Source organism: Roseimarinus sediminis (assembly GCF_050433125.1).
Classification (GTDB): Bacteria; Bacteroidota; Bacteroidia; order Bacteroidales; family Prolixibacteraceae; genus Roseimarinus; species Roseimarinus sediminis.
Genome location: NZ_JBNPXV010000008.1, coordinates 217,090 through 233,781 on the forward strand (window position 1 = coordinate 217,090; position 16,692 = coordinate 233,781).

A 16,692-nucleotide genomic window follows, 5' to 3' on the forward strand; every position below is an offset into this window, starting at 1 on the left:
AACTGATTCATTTACCCGATCAGCGTGCCGGTTGGGTGAGCAACTGATTATAATACAAATCAAACTGCTCTCTGATGCTGTTCTGCAGGCTTTCATTTTCTACCTTACCAGCCATCGACATGAGCTCATTCATAAAGAAGAGTGTGCTGCGAACCTCACTTTCAAGCGATGCAAACAGCGCATTGTCAAAACTGAAATAATATTCAAGTTCACTACCAAAATCACCCGCCATGTCCTCAATCAGTATGGCAGCTTTCTCTTTGGCTCCGGCATCAACATAGGTTTTGGCCACCTGAAGTGCAAAATAATCGTAAGGTACTTTCTCTGCTGGTATCATTTCAATACAGCGATCGAGTACCTGAATAGCCGAATCGGTTTTTCCTTCAAGGATTAATGCTTCGGCCAGTCGCTGGAAATTATTGCGGGTATTGGTCAGCATCCGACGGTTGTTCTCGTCGACATAAACACCGGGTGCATTTACATTGCCCCATTTGAATTCATTCATCAGGTTCTGATACATTCGTTCAGTGTCGACCGAGCCCCGCTGAAAACCATCACCCTGGGCCAGTACCGGCACAATACGATAGGTAAAACCTTCGAGACGAAAGTACTTGTCGAGCGACAAATACTTATCTGAACCAACCGAAATTGCAAAATACATGGCACGTTTCCAGTTGTTGTGGTAGAGCATGTCGAGCAACATCAGCTGATCTTTGGCAATATAGCTTCCACTTAGCTCTATGTGCATGGTATCAACGATCTGATCGTAATCTTCGGGACTTACCACGCCATTGGCTATTACGGCTTCCTTGTCGACCACCATGTAAAGGCTGCGAACAGGAAGGTAGGAAGCATTTTCGGCACGGGCAATCTTTGTACGCGGATCATCATCCTTGATAAAATCGAGTGCTTTCCCGAGCTCTATGCTTTTTCCCTTAAGGCGGGGATCTTCCATGATGTACACGATGTCGCGCGTACCCATTACATACTGATCGTATTCAAAGCTGATGGGTAGTGGCTCCGACTCGTAGGCTTTGCGTTGCATTTGGTTAACATACCAGTCGGTTTGGAAATAACTAAGATTACAAACTCGCTTGCTGGTTCCAACACCTTCCACTTCCTGGTTGTACCAGAGCGGATAGGTATCGTTGTCGCCATTGGTGAAAACAATTCCCTGTTCATCAACACTGGCCAGGTAGTTGTAACCAAAATCGCGGGCTGAGGTTCGGCCTGAGCGATCATGATCATCCCAGTTTTCAGCAGCCATCAGTACAGGCACAGCCAAAAGCGAAACGGCACTAACCGTAAGCGCTGCCACCGTTTCGGGAGCAAGCTTTTTAAGCATTTTGTAAAGCCCGGCAACCCCCAGTCCAATCCAAATGGTGAAGGCATAAAACGATCCGGCATAAGCATAGTCACGTTCCCTCGGCTGGTATGGATACTGGTTCAGATAAACAACAATGGCAATACCTGTTAGAATAAAGAGCAGGGAAACGACCCATAAATCGCGTTTGCCCTGGCGACCTGCTTTGTATTGAAACCAAATTCCTATAATTCCGAGCAGCAGGGGAAGGAAGTAATACCTGTTCCTGCCGGGGTTGTCGGCATATTTTGCCGGCAAATTATCCTGATTACCCAAACGGGCTTCATCAATCAATTTGATACCACTGATCCAGTTCCCGTCAACCACATTGCCATGACCCTGAATATCGTTTTGTCTTCCGGCAAAGTTCCACATGAAATACCTGAAGTACATAAAATTAACCTGATATCGGAAGAAGAACCTCAGGTTCTCGGCAAAAGTGGGCTTCATAATGGTCTCCGTTTCGCCCCCCTGCCCCCGATAGGTCATTCTCATTCCCTTAATATTGCCCCACTGTTTGTAGGCTTCAATGTGCCGAGGATCCGACTTGCTCCACATGCGTGGGAAGAAAGTGGAAAATTCATCGGCATAATTGGGTTTCTGGCGTTCGTTGGTAAGAACATATTTGCCATCCTTTACACGGTACTCATTCTTATCGTGTACGTATGGATTGTCACTGTCGAGCGGTGAATTGTAATGCTGACCGTGTACCAGCGGGCGATCGCCATACTGTTCCCGATTCAGGTAGGAAAGCATGGCAAAAACATTGTTCGGACTATTTTGGTCCATTGGCAGGTTGGCATTCGAACGAATAGGAATGATCATGTACGTTGAAAAACCGATAACAATCACTGTAATTCCGACAATCACAGTATTGGTCAATACCATTTGTTTTTTGTGCGTAATGTAAATTCCATACACGATGGCAGCCAGCAGCAAGGCAATAAAAAGGAAACTGCCACTATGCAATGGCGCCCCCATTCCATTCACCAGCAGGCGTTCAAAAATCGAAGCGATCTTCACAATACCCGGGATAATTCCATAAAGAATCAGACCCAAAATCAGGCCGGATACAACCAGTGCAACAAAAATGCCCTTATTCGTCACCTTGTATTTCTTGTAATAATAAATGAAAGCAATGGCAGGAATGGCCAACAGGTTCAAAAGATGCACCCCTACCGAAAGGCCTGCCAGGTAACAAATAAGAATAAGCCAGCGGTTGGAATAAGGCTGGTCGGCAATGTTTTCCCATTTCAGTATGGCCCAGAATACCATGGCTGTAAACAACGAGGAGGTGGCATATACTTCGGCCTCAACTGCCGAGAACCAGAAAGTATCTGAGAAAGTGTAGGCAAGCGCACCCACAACACCACTTCCCATAATGGCTATAAGTTCACCAGCCGAAGGCTGCTCATCGTTGCTGATCAGTCGGCGGGTAAGATGGGTGATGGTCCAAAACAGGAAGAGTATGGTAAAGGCACTTGCCAGTGCCGACATCACATTCATCGAAACTGCGGCTAAGTCAGGACCAGCCAGCAGGGTAAAGAATCGTCCTATCAGCATAAAAAAAGGCGCCCCCGGAGGATGCCCTACTTCCAGTTTGAAAGCGGTGGTAATAAACTCACCACAGTCCCAGAAACTGGTGGTAGGTTCGATGGTCATCAAATATACTATGGCGGCAACTGCAAAGGTGATCCATCCGACAACGATGTTTAGTTTTTTGTAGTTCATTTGTTTTACTTTATTCGATAATGCTGAGTAGATTATACAACTTTAAAGGCTTGCTAAACAATACAAGTTGCGAATATAACAGAATCTTTTTAGTCTTTCTAATGAGAATCTTGTTTTTAGGATTTTTTATGCACCTCATAAATTACTAAATTTGAACACATGAATCGCATCGATGTAACTTGCGCACTTGTAATCAAAAATGGAAAACTACTGGCATGCCAGCGGGGTGCCGAAAGTTTCCATCCTTTTGAGTGGGAGTTTCCGGGGGGTAAGGTGGAAGCCGGGGAAACTCCGCAGGAATGCATTGTGCGTGAACTTCAGGAAGAACTGGGCTTAGCGGTTGAAATCAGGAAAGAACTTGAGGCAATTGAGCACGACTATCCCTGGAACAGAATCAGGCTGATTCCCTTTCTGTGTGCAGTTACAGAAGATGAACCTATCATGAATGAACACCACGCCATACGATGGATCAAACCTGCCGATTTCGAAAAATTAAAGTGGTCGGCAGCCGATTTTCGCTTATTTAAACTAAACAGGGAACACATCGGATGATTTCACTGGCTGGCATTTTCTTCACTTCACTGTTGCTTGCCTTTTCGGGCGCCATGATGCCTGGCCCACTGCTTACTGTAACCATCAGCGAAAGCATTTACCGGGGGCCTAAAGCAGGTCCGCTTTTAATTAGCGGCCATGCCTTGCTTGAACTGCTCCTGCTGGTAGCACTGCTTTTGGGTTTGGGGCCCATACTGAAACACAATTTATTTTTTATGCTCGCTGCTTTCGCAGGTGGTGCTGTCATGCTGTGGATGGCCTGGGGAATGTTTCGCTCACTTCCCGTGCTGTCGGTCAACCCCGAAAAGCAGCAACGTGCAAAAAACAACCTGATCGTAACGGGAGCTGTAATGAGCCTGGCCAATCCCTACTGGATCATCTGGTGGGCAACCATCGGGATTGGCTACATCGTTCATTCACAACAACTGGGCATGAGCGGAATTGCTTTCTTTTTTGCAGGCCACCTTCTGGGCGACCTGATTTGGTACAGTGCCATTTCATTGGCTGTTGGACACGGGAAACAACTCTTTACCGATAAGGTATACCGAATACTGATTGGGATTTGTGCTGCTTTTCTGGTTGGCTTCTCGCTTTATCTGCTTGGCTCAGCCATTTTAAGAATACAATAAAAAAGCCATTCTGTAATTAAACAGAACAGCTTTCTACTTGAGTTATGAAAATAACAACTAATAATTGTCTGAATGGCAGCTTCACTTTCAGATCGACTCTGTTTCAACCACTTTGGCTAAAACATCACCATAGGGAAGGAATAAATACTTCTTCCCTTCAAAGCTGAGCTCCGAACCGCTAAAATCTTTGTAAAGCACCATGTCGCCTGCCGAAAACTCAGGGTTTTCGATGTTGCTTAACGCAACAACCCGGGCTATCTTCTCCTTTTCTCTTGCCGAATCGGGAATAATGATACCCGAAGCTGTCTTCTGCTCCGACTTCTCTTCGGGAAGCTCGAGCAGCACATTTTGATTAACGGGTTGCAATTCTCTCATTTTAAATTCGCTTATTTATTTAACAGTAATTTCTCAATGTTATCCTTAAACATTTGCTTGGTTTGATCTCTGTCGCGGGCAATTCCTGAGGTCATCGAGGGTTTTCCTTCCATCGGACAATACAGAAAAGCAGGGATTCCTGAAATGCCAAATACCTGCGACAATTCCTTTTCGTAATCGACATTTACCTTGTAAATATTGATTTTTCCCTTGTACTCCTGTGCCAGCTCTTCCAAAATAGGTGAAGTAATACGACATGGTCCGCACCAGTCGGCATAGAAATCAATCACACAGGGCTTGTCTCCCTTGAAGACCCATTCTGTAGGATTGTTCTCATAATCCATCACCTTGGCCAGAAAATCAGCTTTGGTCATTTTTATTACAGCAGTTTCACTTTTCTCCTCATTGGGTTGTTTGCTGTTGGCCCCGGGTACTCCGGCTGCAAGCTGAAAACTTACCAAAAGAGTTAATGCTGCCAATACTAATTTCATTTTTCGCATCGCGTTAATTTTTAATATTTAATAGTTGATTTATTCTGGTCTTGTCAAATCCAACAACAATGCTTCCATTGATATCGGTTTGCGGAACCCCCTGCTGGCCGCTCTTCTTAACCATTTCTTCAGCTTTTCGCTGATCGCTCGACACATCCACATCGGTGTAGCCAATGCGGTGCTCATCGAGATAACGTTTTAAGGTTGTACACCAGCTGCACGTGGGGGTAGAATACACCACCACCCTGTTCACCGCTTGCTGACGCTTTTCAGCTGCGGTGATGAAAAAGCGGTGTGTAAACAAACGGGAATAGAAATCGTGTTGCTGACATCCCTTCACCATGTTTTTCAACCGCCCCCCTTCAAATTCGAGCAAAACAGGTACTGTTTGCACACCATATTCGGGATGAATATCACGTACCCTGCTCACATCTGCTTTTAACAAGGCACTATCATTAAATGAAACAGCTGCCTTCAGGTATTGTTGATGGGCACAATCGCTCTGCTGAGCACCCTTCTTGTAGAGCAATAAATAAGCAGCTTGCTGCTCCCTCAAAATATTCCGGAGCTCAGTCAACGATAAAACTTCATGTACCATGGCTTATCTAAAATACTGATCGATAATTCCTTTGATTTGTTCCTTCGTCTGGATGCTGCTGGTAGCTTTCACAGTTTCTCCGTGTTTGTAGTAAAAAGTGAAAGGGAGCCCCATAAAACCACGGGCTTCAGGAGCATTACGTATAAGCCCGGCATCCGGAATATCGAAGTCCATATCGGCAAATACAACATCGGGATAATCAGCTTCGAGTTCCGACATGGCAGCGTAAACAGGAACACACATAGGGCCCATGCGTCCACAACAAATCATTACCTGTTCGTTTTCGCCAATCAGTTTTTCAAAATCATCCTTCGACAATACATGCTCTAAGTTCGTATGCAACATAGCTTTTGGTTTAAAATACTGTACGAAAGTAGAACGGAAAACAAATATTGCCTGTAACAAAAGTCACATATTAACTTTTCTTAATTATTGCATAAAGCGGAAGAAAAATAGACAAGGTATAGATATTGTATAGAAAGGATGTTTGGCTACTGACAAGTAAGCATTTACTTTTGTAGTGTTAAGAAGAATAAGTTGAGGAATTATTAGTTCTTAACCAAACGGCTGAAGTTTTTTATGATGGATACAGTGAGAGGGTTGAATAATTAACTGACTATCATTCAAAGGGGAAAACGATTGAATTGATCATGGCTTTCTAAATCTTTAGAAAGCCATGTTTTTTTATTCATCAAAAACACTTTCATCATCAGCAACATCCTCAAGATCTTCATCGGTGTACTTACTTTCATATTCTTCCCGAATGCCTTCTTTAAGTGTTCCATCGGCATCAAAATCTTCATCATCCTCAACAATCTTCACGGCTTCACTTACTGTCATCCGAACCATGTAATAGCGGTCTTCGGTTTCAAAGGGTAAAGCACTTACCAGCAACCCGTCCTTATTGGAAAAGGTGATCAGGCTGTCACTAAAACCATATGGATACTCCAGCTTAATCTGTTCCTGAATTTCCACCGGTAACTTATCGTAATCTTTAATCACCCTTGGCTTTGAACTGTTCATTTTAAAATCTCTTTTTCGGTTAGGAATTACAACTTCAACACAATACTATTTCACACACAACACTTTAGGCTAACACCCCTGCATTTCTGATAACCGGGGAAAAATACAAAACTTTTGCTAACCTCCACATCTTAGTTACCTTTTCATCACTATTTTTCGAAAAAACTTCAATCATGCCCAATAATGCTTTCAGTTTGAATCGTTTTCAAAAATTCATTGTTACTTATCAGTACATTCAAACAGGGAGGAAAGGTTTCATTTTTTTTCGACAAAGTCAATAACATGAACTACTAATTAAGCATTAGTTTTTACATCGCTGCGAATTAATAGAAAATTAAATTTACTCGAAATCAAAAGCTTGTGTTTTTTTGTTGTTGTAAAACTGATAATTTTGCAACACTTACATTAGTTAAAGAATAATTCGAAACAATATGACAGAAACTAAGAAAACAATGTTGATGATCCTTGACGGATGGGGCATTGGCAATGGTGACAATGGCGACATTGTAAAAACAGCGCCCACCCCCTTCATGGATTCACTTTTTGAAGAATACCCTCACTCACAACTTCTGGCCAGCGGAGAACACGTTGGACTGCCTGACGGACAAATGGGAAATTCGGAAGTTGGCCACCTGAACCTGGGAGCCGGAAGGGTACTCTATCAGGACATGGTAAAAATAACCAGGGCCATTAAAGACCGCAGTATGTGGCAACATCCACAAATAGTAAAAGCGTACACTTACGCCAAAGAGAATAACAAACAGGTTCATCTGGTTGGCCTTATCGGACCTGGCGGGGTACATGCACTCAGTACCCATATGATTGCGCTTAGCCAGATTGCCACAGAAATGGGACTTGAAAAAGTTTTTGTACACGGACTTACCGATGGTCGCGACACCGATCCGCGCTCGGGCTACGGCTTTATTGAAAGCGACCTGAAGGCACTCGAAAGCACCAACGCCCGCTTTGCTTCCATCATTGGTCGGTATTTCGGTATGGACCGTGATAAGAATTACGATCGCATGAAGCTTGCCTACGACCTCTGGCTCGAAGGCAAAGGCGAAAAAAGCACCGACCTGCTGGCTTCCATCAAAAATTACTATGAGCAGGAAATTACCGATGAGTTCATGAAGCCCATTGTAATGACCGACGAGAACGACCAGCCACTGGCTACCTTCGAAAAAGGTGACGTGGTCATCTGCTTCAACTTCCGTACCGACCGGCTGCGTCAGGCAACCATTGCCTTTACCCAGGAAAACCTGCCACAATTTGGCATGCAAATCCAGGACCTTCAATGGTATACCATGACTGAATACAAGGCCGACTTCAAAAACATTAATGTTATTTTTACGAAAGACAAGGTGACCAATACCATGGGTGAAGTGGTATCGAAGGCAGGCCTGAAGCAAATCAGAATTGCCGAAACTGAAAAATATGCGCACGTAACCTTCTTTTTCTCGGGAGGTCGCGAACTGGAGTTCCCAGGTGAAAAACGCATCTTGTGTCCTTCGCCCAAAGTACCGACCTACGACCTGAAGCCCGAAATGAGTGCCTACGACATCCGCGATGCCATTGTTCCCGAACTCGAAAATGCCACTGCCGACTTTGTTTGTCTTAATTTTGCCAATGGCGACATGGTAGGCCATACCGGCGTTTACGATGCAATCTACAAGGCAGTTGTTGCAGTCGACGATTGTGTGAAGGATGTGGTGACCGCAGCCAAAAAAGGAGGCTACGACGTGCTCATCATTGCCGACCATGGAAATGCCGACAATGCAGTGAATGAAGACGGTTCACCCAACACAGCCCACTCGCTCAACCCGGTACCCTGCATCTGGGTGACCGACAACCGGGAAGGCAAAATCAGCGATGGTGTACTGGCCGATGTGGCTCCTACCCTGCTGAAAATAATGGGACTGGTCATTCCACCCGAAATGACCGGAAAAGTGCTTGTTTAGTATTGTACTGAATTGAATTGATATTTTCAAAGCCTGACAGCCTCGTGCCTGTCGGGCTTTCTAATTTTAATTAGTGTTGTTTTACCAAGCTGACGTGGTCCGGTAAGCAATTGGATGAACAAACGTTGATCCTCAATCCTGTTTCTAAAATGCTTATAATGTGTTCGCTTGATCATATCTGTTTGATAAAAGTTCTCTAACACATGAATTTCATTATCTTCTTCTACCTTCCTTTTTGTATTTTTACTCTAAGTACATGACAAAAATTTATAAATTCCAATATCATCTTGAAAATAAGCATTTAACAGTACTGTTGCAATATAAGTTAAACCATGTTTGAATAGGCTTTTCGCTCTTTTCCCATGCTTTTTGATTGGGATTGGCTTGATATATTTGTCTAAAAAATCTCCGACCAGGTATGCCCAGGTAAAGGCTACTATTACCAATGCAAACAATTTTTCAATGCGCTCTATATCTGACAAGTGAGTATCTTCAATATTAAACCCACTTGTTTTCAAAGCCCTAAATGCAGTTTCAATCTGCCATCGTTCTTTGTAAACCTCAAGTGCTTCTTCTGGTTTGTTGAATGAAATAATGATCTGTAATTCAGGCTTGCCATCTTTGCCTTTTCCTTTCGATGCCGAAAGGTAACAAAGCTGGTTGTTCAAATAAACAATCCGGTGGTTCACCCGGCACCCGTTCATTGGTAAATCGGCAAACATCCAACTGGCTTTAACCTGTTTTCCATTGTGTGGCTGCAATACCCAAAAGTTCTCACGGATACGGATGTGGTATCGAATTTTTCTATCATTCAGATATTTGATCCACCTTTCACCTACAAACTCACGATCGGCAGTCAAACACTCCAGAGTTTCTCTGCCAAAGAGGCGGATATAGCGTTCAACCAATTCAATGCGTTCACTGGTGTTTGAATTGCCAAATTTGGGCAACAACTTAAACAACAATGGGAACGCTACTCCCTGATAAACGATTGCAATTACCAGTACATTGATATTTTGCTGTCCGAACTTCCAGTTTGTCCTGTCCATTGCCAGCCGGAAAGGTGGTTTGTGTGGCAATAATCTGAAAATCAATCGTGCTATTAAATCGGCATCGAGAATATAATCGGCCATAAAACGTTGAATCCTGCGCAAAGACGAACTCGTACTGGCATGAGAATCAAATGCTGAAGCCAACTTCTCAAAACCAACCGTTTGCACTTTACAGAGCGCACTGATCATTAAAACAAAGAACTTAACACGTGCCAGATTCCAACCTGATTGTTTATGGAAAATGGAAACTAAATCACTATTTTTATGCTCAACTCTGGATGTCATGACTCTTACTTCGAAGTGTGGTAATTTCTTGTAAGATACTGACATTCAGAGTTTTAAACAAATATTTCAACAGTTATTTTGCTGATAATCAGCTATTTATATTTTTGTCATGTAGTAAGATTTTTACTTCAAAGCTTAACAAAAACCAATACAGCTTATGAAATCCATTAATCCATACAACAATCAGCTCCTGGCTGAATATACCGAAATGACAGCCGAAGATGTTGCTGCAATCATTGATTTGAATTACGAAGCCTGGCAACGCTGGAAGGAAACAAGCTTTGCTCATCGTGCCACTTTAATGGAGAAGGCTGCTAAGGTTTTGCGAACGAAAAAGGAAGAACTGGCAATTTTAATTACTGCTGAAATGGGCAAGCGCATTGCCGAAGCCGAAGCCGAGGTGGAAAAATGTGCCTGGGTTTGCGATTATTATGCCGAACAGGCCGAAACCATGCTGGCCGATGAAGCCATCGAAACCGACGGACAAAAAAGTATGGCGGTGTTTCAACCCATCGGACCGGTACTGGCAGTGATGCCCTGGAACTACCCCTTCTGGCAGGTGTTCCGTTTTGCTGCTCCTGCCTTAATGGCCGGGAATGCCGGTTTACTCAAACATGCCTCGAATGTGCAGGGCTGTGCTTTGGCCATCGAAAAAGTTTTTAAAGAAGCCGGCTTTCCCGAAAATATCTTCCGAACCCTGGTGATTGGCTCACCCAAAGTGGAGGCCGTGATTGCCAATCCGAAGGTGCGGGCGGTAACTTTAACGGGCAGCGAAGAAGCCGGACGAAAAGTGGCTGCTGCAGCGGGTAAATATCTGAAAAAATCGGTGCTCGAACTGGGAGGCTCCGATCCCTGCCTTATCCTCGAAGATGCCAATTTGGATGAGGCCGTTCGTGTGGGTGTGCAAAGCCGGATGCTCACCTCGGGGCAAACCTGTATTGCTGCGAAACGCTTCATTGTGGTGGAAAGTGTTGCCGATGAATGGCTGGCTAAAATGAAAATTGAAATGGAGCGCTACCAGCCCGGCGATCCGATGAACAGAAATACCCTGCTGGCTCCTTTGGCAGCACGAAATTTTGTCGACGACATCCAGCAACAAATCAGCGCTTCAGTAAAAATGGGTGCTAAAATTGAAGTGGGCGCACATGGCACTAAGGACGAAAGTTGTTTCTATCCAATTACCCTGTTGTCAGGTGTAAGTCGCGACATGCCCGTATTTAAATTCGAGACTTTTGGCCCGGTAATAGCAGCCACTGTTGTAAAAAACGAAGAGGAAGCCATCAAAGTGGCCAACGACAGTTTGTTTGGCCTGGGCGCTGCCATATGGACCAACAACATTGAGCGCGGTGAACGACTTGCACGCCAAATAGAAGCCGGTGCTGTTTTTGTGAACGGCTTGGTAAAATCTGATCCACGTTTACCCTTTGGTGGAATTAAAAACTCGGGGTTTGGCCGCGAACTGTCTCATTACGGCATCAAAGAGTTTTGCAACATCAAAAGCATTTGGGTGAAATAAAAAGGTGGGACCAACGCCCCACCTTTCCAATTACCAATGGCATCAACTACTTCAGGTCGAAACGGTCAAGGTTCATCACCTTGTTCCACGCCGCCACAAAGTCGCTTATAAATTTCTCGTTGGCATCGCTGCTTGCATACACTTCAGACAAGGCCCTCAGTTCGGAATTCGATCCAAATACCAGATCAACCCGGGTACCCGTCCACTTCAGCTTTCCGCTTTTACGGTCAATGCCGTCGAAACATTCTTCCGAATCGGAATTGGGCCTCCATTCAACATTCATATCGAGCACATTCACAAAGAAATCGTTACTTAACACTCCGGGATTGTCAGTGAATACTCCGTGGTTTGATCCATCGTAGTTGGTATTCAGTACCCGCATACCTCCCATGAGCACGGTGAGTTCAGGGGCAGTGAGTGTGAGCAACTGGGCTTTATCGACCAGTAAATGTTCTGTTGGAATGGAATATTTCTTTTTAAGATAGTTGCGGAAACCATCAGCAACCGGTTCCAGTACTTCAAAGGCTTCCACATCGGTTTGTTCCTGAGAAGCATCCATGCGTCCGGGCGTAAAGGGAACCGTGATTTTAACCCCGCCCTCTTTGGCTGCTTTTTCCACCGCAGCACAGCCGGCCAAAACGATCAGGTCGGCAAGCGAGACCTGCTTATTTCCTTTTTGAGCACTGTTAAATTCCTCCTGTATGGCTTCAAGCGCTTTAAGCACTTTCGAAAGCTGCTCAGGATTATTTACTTCCCAGTCTTTTTGCGGTGTCAGCCTGATGCGTGCACCGTTGGCACCACCCCGTTTATCGGAGCCTCTGAAAGTTGAAGCCGAAGCCCAGGCTGTTGAGACCAGTTCGGATACCGACAAGCCAGACTTCAGTACTTTGTGCTTCAAATGCTCCATATCGTCGTCATCGATCAGGCTGTGGTTGACTGCCGGAATCGGATCCTGCCAGATCAGGTCTTCGGCGGGAACTTCGGGCCCCAGGTAACGCGACTTGGGTCCCATGTCGCGGTGGGTCAGTTTGAACCAGGCGCGGGCAAAGGCATCGGCAAATTCCAGCGGATGCTCATAGAAACGCCTTGAGATCTTTTCATAGGCGGGATCGAAACGCAGCGACAGGTCGGTGGTAAGCATGGTGGGCTTGTGCTTTTTCGACGGGTCGTGTGCATCGGGCATCTCCGCCCCTGCATTTTTAGCCTCCCACTGATAAGCACCAGCCGGACTCTTGGTCAGCTCCCACTCGTATTCAAACAGGTTTTTAAAGAAATAATAACTCCACTTCACCGGGGTCTGGGTCCATATCACTTCCAGTCCACTACTGATGGTATCACCCCCCTTTCCGCTTCCGAACGAGCTTTTCCAGCCAAGTCCCATTTCCTCAAGGGGTGCTGCTTCGGGTTCAGGTCCAACATGCGCAGCATCGCCAGCACCGTGGGTCTTTCCAAAGGTATGTCCACCGGCAATCAGGGCCACGGTTTCTTCGTCGTTCATGGCCATACGGGCAAAGGTTTCACGAATGTCTTTTGCAGCTGCCACCGGATCGGGCTTTCCATCGGGACCTTCGGGATTTACATAAATAAGTCCCATTTGAATGGCCGCCAGCGGATTGTCCATTTTCTTCAGGTCCAGATCGCGATCGTCGTTTTTCAGCCATTCGCTTTCAGTTCCCCAGTCAACATCTTCTGCGGGCTCCCATACGTCTTCACGCCCGCCTGCAAAGCCGAAGGTTCTGAATCCCATCGATTCCAGGGCAACATTGCCTGCAAGAATCATCAGGTCGGCCCATGATATGTTCTTTCCATACTTCTGCTTGATGGGCCACAACAAACGACGGGCCTTGTCGAGGTTGACATTGTCGGGCCAGCTGTTCAGCGGGGCAAAACGTTGCTGCCCCAAGCCGCCACCACCGCGTCCGTCGCCGGTACGGTAGGTTCCGGCACTGTGCCAGGCCATGCGTATAAACAAGGGACCATAATGCCCGAAGTCGGCAGGCCACCACTCCTGTGAGTCGGTCATCAATCGGTGCAAATCTTCTTTCAGTGCTTTATAATCGAGGCTTTTGAATGCTTCGACGTAATTGAAATCCTTTTCCATTGGGTTCGACAAGGAAGAATACTGCCGAAGAATATTCATTTTTAACTGCTTGGGCCACCAATCGCGGTTTTTGGTTCCGCCTCCGCCATGACTGTGTTTTCCACTTGCTCCGGTTACCGGGCATTTGCTGGCATTCTCTGAATTATTTTCCATATAAACGTGTTTTATTTTTAGTTTTTGACTTATAAACTGATTTAGACCAAAAAGTTAACATGTTAAATAACAAGCAGAATACCGGTTTTGTTGTTTTGTATCGAACACATTTAGTGAATCCCAAAAAAATTACAGCATCGTTTCAGGCTTGCTTCAGACTTAGTCCAGATAATCTCGAATCTTAAATAAACGAAGCATTGGATGCCATGAAACTTCTTTTTAAATAATACTTCAATCACAACTCAATCAAATAGTTAATCCATTGAATTTTAATATTTCATTGTAAAAATACTTCATACTCAACTTCCTTTACAGTAACTGTATATTTATTATACACCCCATACTGTTACAAACTACTATACTGCAAATACCAGCGATAGATTGTCTTGATACTAAGCTTGTAGTCGCTGCTTTTAATTACAATAATTGGTCAATGAGAATTCCTTTTTTTCTTAATTTTATACTTCCCTGAATAAAGCGATTGTTAACTCAATGAAGAAAAGAAATAAAGGGAAAAGCCCCCAGCAAATTAAACAGGAGCAAGCTCACCGGAAAAACCTTTATTTGGAAAGAATACACACGGTGATGGATGGTATCGCCAGTGAGCCGGCCTATCACCTGCTCGGTCATCTGGAAATTGAATTAATTTATCTTGCGCGCATGCGCCCGTTCAAACTAGAATTCGCGGAATCAACAAACATATTTTCCAGGCAAGTCAACGACCATCTTACAACGATACTCAAAAAAACCATGGTTGCCATTGACAACGAAAATACCATGGTCAATTTGTACGATTTTTACACTTTAATTGAAACAATTTTCGTGTTCTGGAGAAATACAAACAAAGAATCGTTTCCCCATGCAGCAAAGTTTATCGAACGATTTCCCATTTTCACCAATGGTTATGATACTAAACGGCTGGCTGCCTACGAAATGTTTTACAAGAAGATAGAACGTATAGCCTGGAGTATTACCAACGTGTTGGAGATCATTGCATGGATTAATCCCTTCGAAAACAATGATTGGAACAATAAATCCTTGTTTTTCAATCACTATGTTGTACACCACGAAAAGACGCCGTCTGAAATTCTGGAAATAGACGGAAAGAAACGACGCATCTTCAGACTTGGCTATGGGACAAAAGATGGTATAACCTGGTTGTCGCTTACACCGGGTAGGCTGGGGAAGCATGGTCGTATGAAAAATCTTCCATTGAAGGTTTACATCCAAAAACATGCACTTGACCGTATTAAAGAACGCCTGGGAGATGTACTTCATACCATTCACTTTTTTCTGATAACCAATGCTATTCTTCAATGTGAAGCCTATCCGGCCGGAGGAAATAGTTTTCTTCTGGCCTGTAAATACGATTCGGTTAAACTAGGCTATTTTAAAGCAACGATCATCGAAGATAAGCTGCTCATTCGAACCTTTCTTTTTCTAACCAACAACGGTACTCCCGAGGGAAAAATGTTGGAAAACCAGCTGGGCATTCAAAAGGAAGATAAGAAGTACTTTGGCATCGATACACTCAAAGTGTTCATTAATTCGGACATTGAACAGAATGAAAAACTAAAAACTGTCTTTTGCCAGGCTGGTTGTGGCGATTTATTCGGAATAAGCAAATATTTTTCCGGAAATGATAACCATTTCATCCATTGTGCCGACGCGCTTGCGAAGTACCTGGAAATTCAAAAATAAAAAAGCGCTGTTATCTTAATTCAGCTTCAACATTGTTCGCTTGAGTAAAGATTGCTTCGCTGCGCTACCAATGACCTGATTATGCAGCTTAAAGTGGTGGCGCTGAGCATTGCCTTGCTTACTGTTTCGTTCCAGTCGTGGAAAGCAGCCACGAGGAATCCGACAGAGCGTTTGAGGTATGAATAGTCAGGCTTTCACTTACAAAATACACCAAAGGAAATAATTGAAAGGACAAGACCTTTACAGTAAAAGAATCTAAGTTGCTTTCAAATTAATGCGCCTTATTTGTTCTTTTAATGCGCCTTATTTTGTAAATTACTGCACCTTAATACTCCATAAGGTCTTATCCAAATACCACCGATCATGGCACTTAAATACAAAATTGTTTCGACCTATCGTCCCGGAGAAGGCAGAAGCGGCCAACAACTCTGGTTTCCCAAACTAAGCGGTTCAGAACAGATCACACTGCGGGAAGTAGCCCGCATATTGCAAAGCTGGTCGACAGCCAGCCAGGCCGATGTTTACCTGATTGTAAGAGGCCTGGTCGATTTGATTCCCCGGCTGCTGACCGACGGAAAGACGGTGAAGCTCGACGAACTGGGAACCTTTCGCCTGCATGCCAAAGTAAACACCAGCGACACCCCTGAGGCAGTAACAGCAAAAAACATCAGGGAGTTACGCATCAGTTTCCGGCCCGACAAGCAAATTAAAGAACAGTTGAAAAATGTAAAATTTGAGAAAGTAAAGTAAGCATTCTGATGCCAGGCCTCTGAAGGCTATTTCTCTTCGCCCAGGTAAAAAAGGCAGCGCATCGGCCTGGTATTGGGGTGCTTCGTCGTTTCATTTTGAATAGGGCGAAAAAAGAAGAAAATAATTTATGAAAAAAAAGAAAAACCTCTATATTTGCACCGCTCTTAAGAAAAGAGCAGGTAGTACAACTTGAATTAATGGCGAGCTAGCTCAGCTGCTTAGAGCGTCCCGGTTTATAACCGGGAAGGTCGACAGTGAAAGCCCGCCAAAACAAAGTTAGAATTGAAATAATAGAAATGGCGAGGTAGCTCAGCTGCCTAGAGCGTCCCGGTTTATAACCGGGAAGGTCGACAGTTAAAGCCCGTCAAAACAAAGTTAGAATTGAAATAATAGAAATGGCGAGGTAGCTCAGCT

14 protein-coding genes are annotated in these 16,692 nt (G+C 44.4%); 6 read left to right on the top strand and 8 right to left on the bottom strand.

Annotated features, from left to right (window positions below; genetic code table 11):
* Window positions 1–19: 19 nt before the first annotated feature.
* On the bottom strand, window positions 20–3,094 hold the full coding sequence (locus FHS86_RS12395) for a glycosyltransferase family 117 protein (RefSeq protein WP_429413969.1): 3,075 nt from the start codon (window positions 3,092–3,094) through the stop codon (window positions 20–22).
* Between the two features lie 159 nt (window positions 3,095–3,253).
* On the opposite strand from FHS86_RS12395, the gene FHS86_RS12400 reads away from it, so the two are divergent.
* Together FHS86_RS12400 and FHS86_RS12405 are read left to right on the top strand one after the other, a co-directional pair.
* Window positions 3,254–3,646 (top strand): (deoxy)nucleoside triphosphate pyrophosphohydrolase, encoded by a 393-nt coding sequence (locus FHS86_RS12400; RefSeq protein WP_429413972.1) that lies wholly within the window; start codon window positions 3,254–3,256, stop codon window positions 3,644–3,646.
* Entirely contained in the window at window positions 3,643–4,275 is a 633-nt protein-coding gene (locus FHS86_RS12405) for a LysE family transporter (RefSeq protein ID WP_429413975.1), read from the top strand. The genes FHS86_RS12400 and FHS86_RS12405 overlap by 4 nt, the downstream gene beginning before the upstream one ends.
* Window positions 4,276–4,362: 87 nt before the next feature.
* Here FHS86_RS12405 and FHS86_RS12410 read toward each other — a convergent pair whose 3' ends face one another.
* The 5 genes from FHS86_RS12410 to FHS86_RS12430 form a co-directional block, all read right to left on the bottom strand.
* Window positions 4,363–4,650, bottom strand: coding sequence for a co-chaperone GroES (locus FHS86_RS12410; protein ID WP_429413978.1), 288 nt, complete (start codon window positions 4,648–4,650; stop codon window positions 4,363–4,365).
* Between the two features lie 11 nt (window positions 4,651–4,661).
* Entirely contained in the window at window positions 4,662–5,150 is a 489-nt protein-coding gene (locus FHS86_RS12415) for a thioredoxin family protein (protein WP_429413981.1), read from the bottom strand.
* Between the two features lie 4 nt (window positions 5,151–5,154).
* Window positions 5,155–5,739 (bottom strand): glutaredoxin family protein, encoded by a 585-nt coding sequence (locus FHS86_RS12420; RefSeq protein ID WP_429413984.1) that lies wholly within the window; start codon window positions 5,737–5,739, stop codon window positions 5,155–5,157.
* Window positions 5,740–5,742: 3 nt separating this feature from the next.
* The gene (locus tag FHS86_RS12425; protein WP_429413987.1) at window positions 5,743–6,084 is read right to left on the bottom strand and encodes a thioredoxin family protein; all 342 of its coding nucleotides are present in this window, start codon (window positions 6,082–6,084) and stop codon (window positions 5,743–5,745) included.
* Window positions 6,085–6,423: 339 nt separating this feature from the next.
* A complete protein-coding gene (locus tag FHS86_RS12430; protein WP_429413989.1) occupies window positions 6,424–6,762 on the bottom strand; it encodes a hypothetical protein in 339 nt (112 codons plus the stop codon).
* A 452-nt stretch (window positions 6,763–7,214) separates the two neighbouring features.
* Here FHS86_RS12430 and gpmI point away from each other — a divergent pair, with 452 nt between their 5' ends.
* Window positions 7,215–8,720 carry a 2,3-bisphosphoglycerate-independent phosphoglycerate mutase gene (gene gpmI, locus FHS86_RS12435; protein ID WP_429413992.1) on the top strand — a complete coding sequence of 502 codons (1,506 nt, stop codon included), beginning with the start codon at window positions 7,215–7,217 and terminating at the stop codon, window positions 8,718–8,720.
* A gap of 248 nt (window positions 8,721–8,968) precedes the next feature.
* Here the strand turns inward: gpmI and FHS86_RS12440 are convergent, their stop codons facing one another.
* Window positions 8,969–10,102, bottom strand: coding sequence for an IS4 family transposase (locus FHS86_RS12440; protein ID WP_429413995.1), 1,134 nt, complete (start codon window positions 10,100–10,102; stop codon window positions 8,969–8,971).
* Between the two features lie 112 nt (window positions 10,103–10,214).
* Here FHS86_RS12440 and FHS86_RS12445 point away from each other — a divergent pair, with 112 nt between their 5' ends.
* Entirely contained in the window at window positions 10,215–11,573 is a 1,359-nt protein-coding gene (locus FHS86_RS12445; protein ID WP_429413998.1) for an NAD-dependent succinate-semialdehyde dehydrogenase, read from the top strand.
* 46 nt (window positions 11,574–11,619) lie between these two features.
* On the opposite strand, the gene katG is transcribed toward FHS86_RS12445, so the two are convergent.
* Window positions 11,620–13,827: a catalase/peroxidase HPI gene (katG, locus tag FHS86_RS12450; protein WP_429414001.1), complete on the bottom strand. Its 2,208-nt coding sequence runs from the start codon at window positions 13,825–13,827 to the stop codon at window positions 11,620–11,622.
* A 492-nt stretch (window positions 13,828–14,319) separates the two neighbouring features.
* On the opposite strand from katG, the gene FHS86_RS12455 reads away from it, so the two are divergent.
* Together FHS86_RS12455 and FHS86_RS12460 are read left to right on the top strand one after the other, a co-directional pair.
* Complete coding sequence (locus tag FHS86_RS12455; protein WP_429414004.1) at window positions 14,320–15,528, top strand: hypothetical protein; 1,209 nt, start codon at window positions 14,320–14,322, stop codon at window positions 15,526–15,528.
* Between the two features lie 363 nt (window positions 15,529–15,891).
* Entirely contained in the window at window positions 15,892–16,278 is a 387-nt protein-coding gene (locus tag FHS86_RS12460) for an HU family DNA-binding protein (RefSeq protein ID WP_429414007.1), read from the top strand.
* Window positions 16,279–16,692 lie beyond the last annotated feature (414 nt).

Excerpts from the sequence above, each read along its gene's own strand:
- FHS86_RS12445 (WP_429413998.1), top strand. The coding sequence starts at position 10,215 with ATGAAATCCATTAATCCATACAACAATCAGCTCCTGGCTGAATATACC.
- FHS86_RS12430 (WP_429413989.1), bottom strand. The coding sequence starts at position 6,762 with ATGAACAGTTCAAAGCCAAGGGTGATTAAAGATTACGATAAGTTACCG.
- FHS86_RS12425 (WP_429413987.1), bottom strand. The coding sequence starts at position 6,084 with ATGTTGCATACGAACTTAGAGCATGTATTGTCGAAGGATGATTTTGAA.
- katG (WP_429414001.1), bottom strand. The coding sequence starts at position 13,827 with ATGGAAAATAATTCAGAGAATGCCAGCAAATGCCCGGTAACCGGAGCA.
- FHS86_RS12420 (WP_429413984.1), bottom strand. The coding sequence starts at position 5,739 with ATGGTACATGAAGTTTTATCGTTGACTGAGCTCCGGAATATTTTGAGG.
- FHS86_RS12440 (WP_429413995.1), bottom strand. The coding sequence starts at position 10,102 with ATGTCAGTATCTTACAAGAAATTACCACACTTCGAAGTAAGAGTCATG.
- FHS86_RS12400 (WP_429413972.1), top strand. The coding sequence starts at position 3,254 with ATGAATCGCATCGATGTAACTTGCGCACTTGTAATCAAAAATGGAAAA.
- FHS86_RS12415 (WP_429413981.1), bottom strand. The coding sequence starts at position 5,150 with ATGCGAAAAATGAAATTAGTATTGGCAGCATTAACTCTTTTGGTAAGT.
- FHS86_RS12410 (WP_429413978.1), bottom strand. The coding sequence starts at position 4,650 with ATGAGAGAATTGCAACCCGTTAATCAAAATGTGCTGCTCGAGCTTCCC.
- FHS86_RS12405 (WP_429413975.1), top strand. The coding sequence starts at position 3,643 with ATGATTTCACTGGCTGGCATTTTCTTCACTTCACTGTTGCTTGCCTTT.
- gpmI (WP_429413992.1), top strand. The coding sequence starts at position 7,215 with ATGTTGATGATCCTTGACGGATGGGGCATTGGCAATGGTGACAATGGC.
- FHS86_RS12395 (WP_429413969.1), bottom strand. The coding sequence starts at position 3,094 with ATGAACTACAAAAAACTAAACATCGTTGTCGGATGGATCACCTTTGCA.
- FHS86_RS12455 (WP_429414004.1), top strand. The coding sequence starts at position 14,320 with ATGAAGAAAAGAAATAAAGGGAAAAGCCCCCAGCAAATTAAACAGGAG.
- FHS86_RS12460 (WP_429414007.1), top strand. The coding sequence starts at position 15,892 with ATGGCACTTAAATACAAAATTGTTTCGACCTATCGTCCCGGAGAAGGC.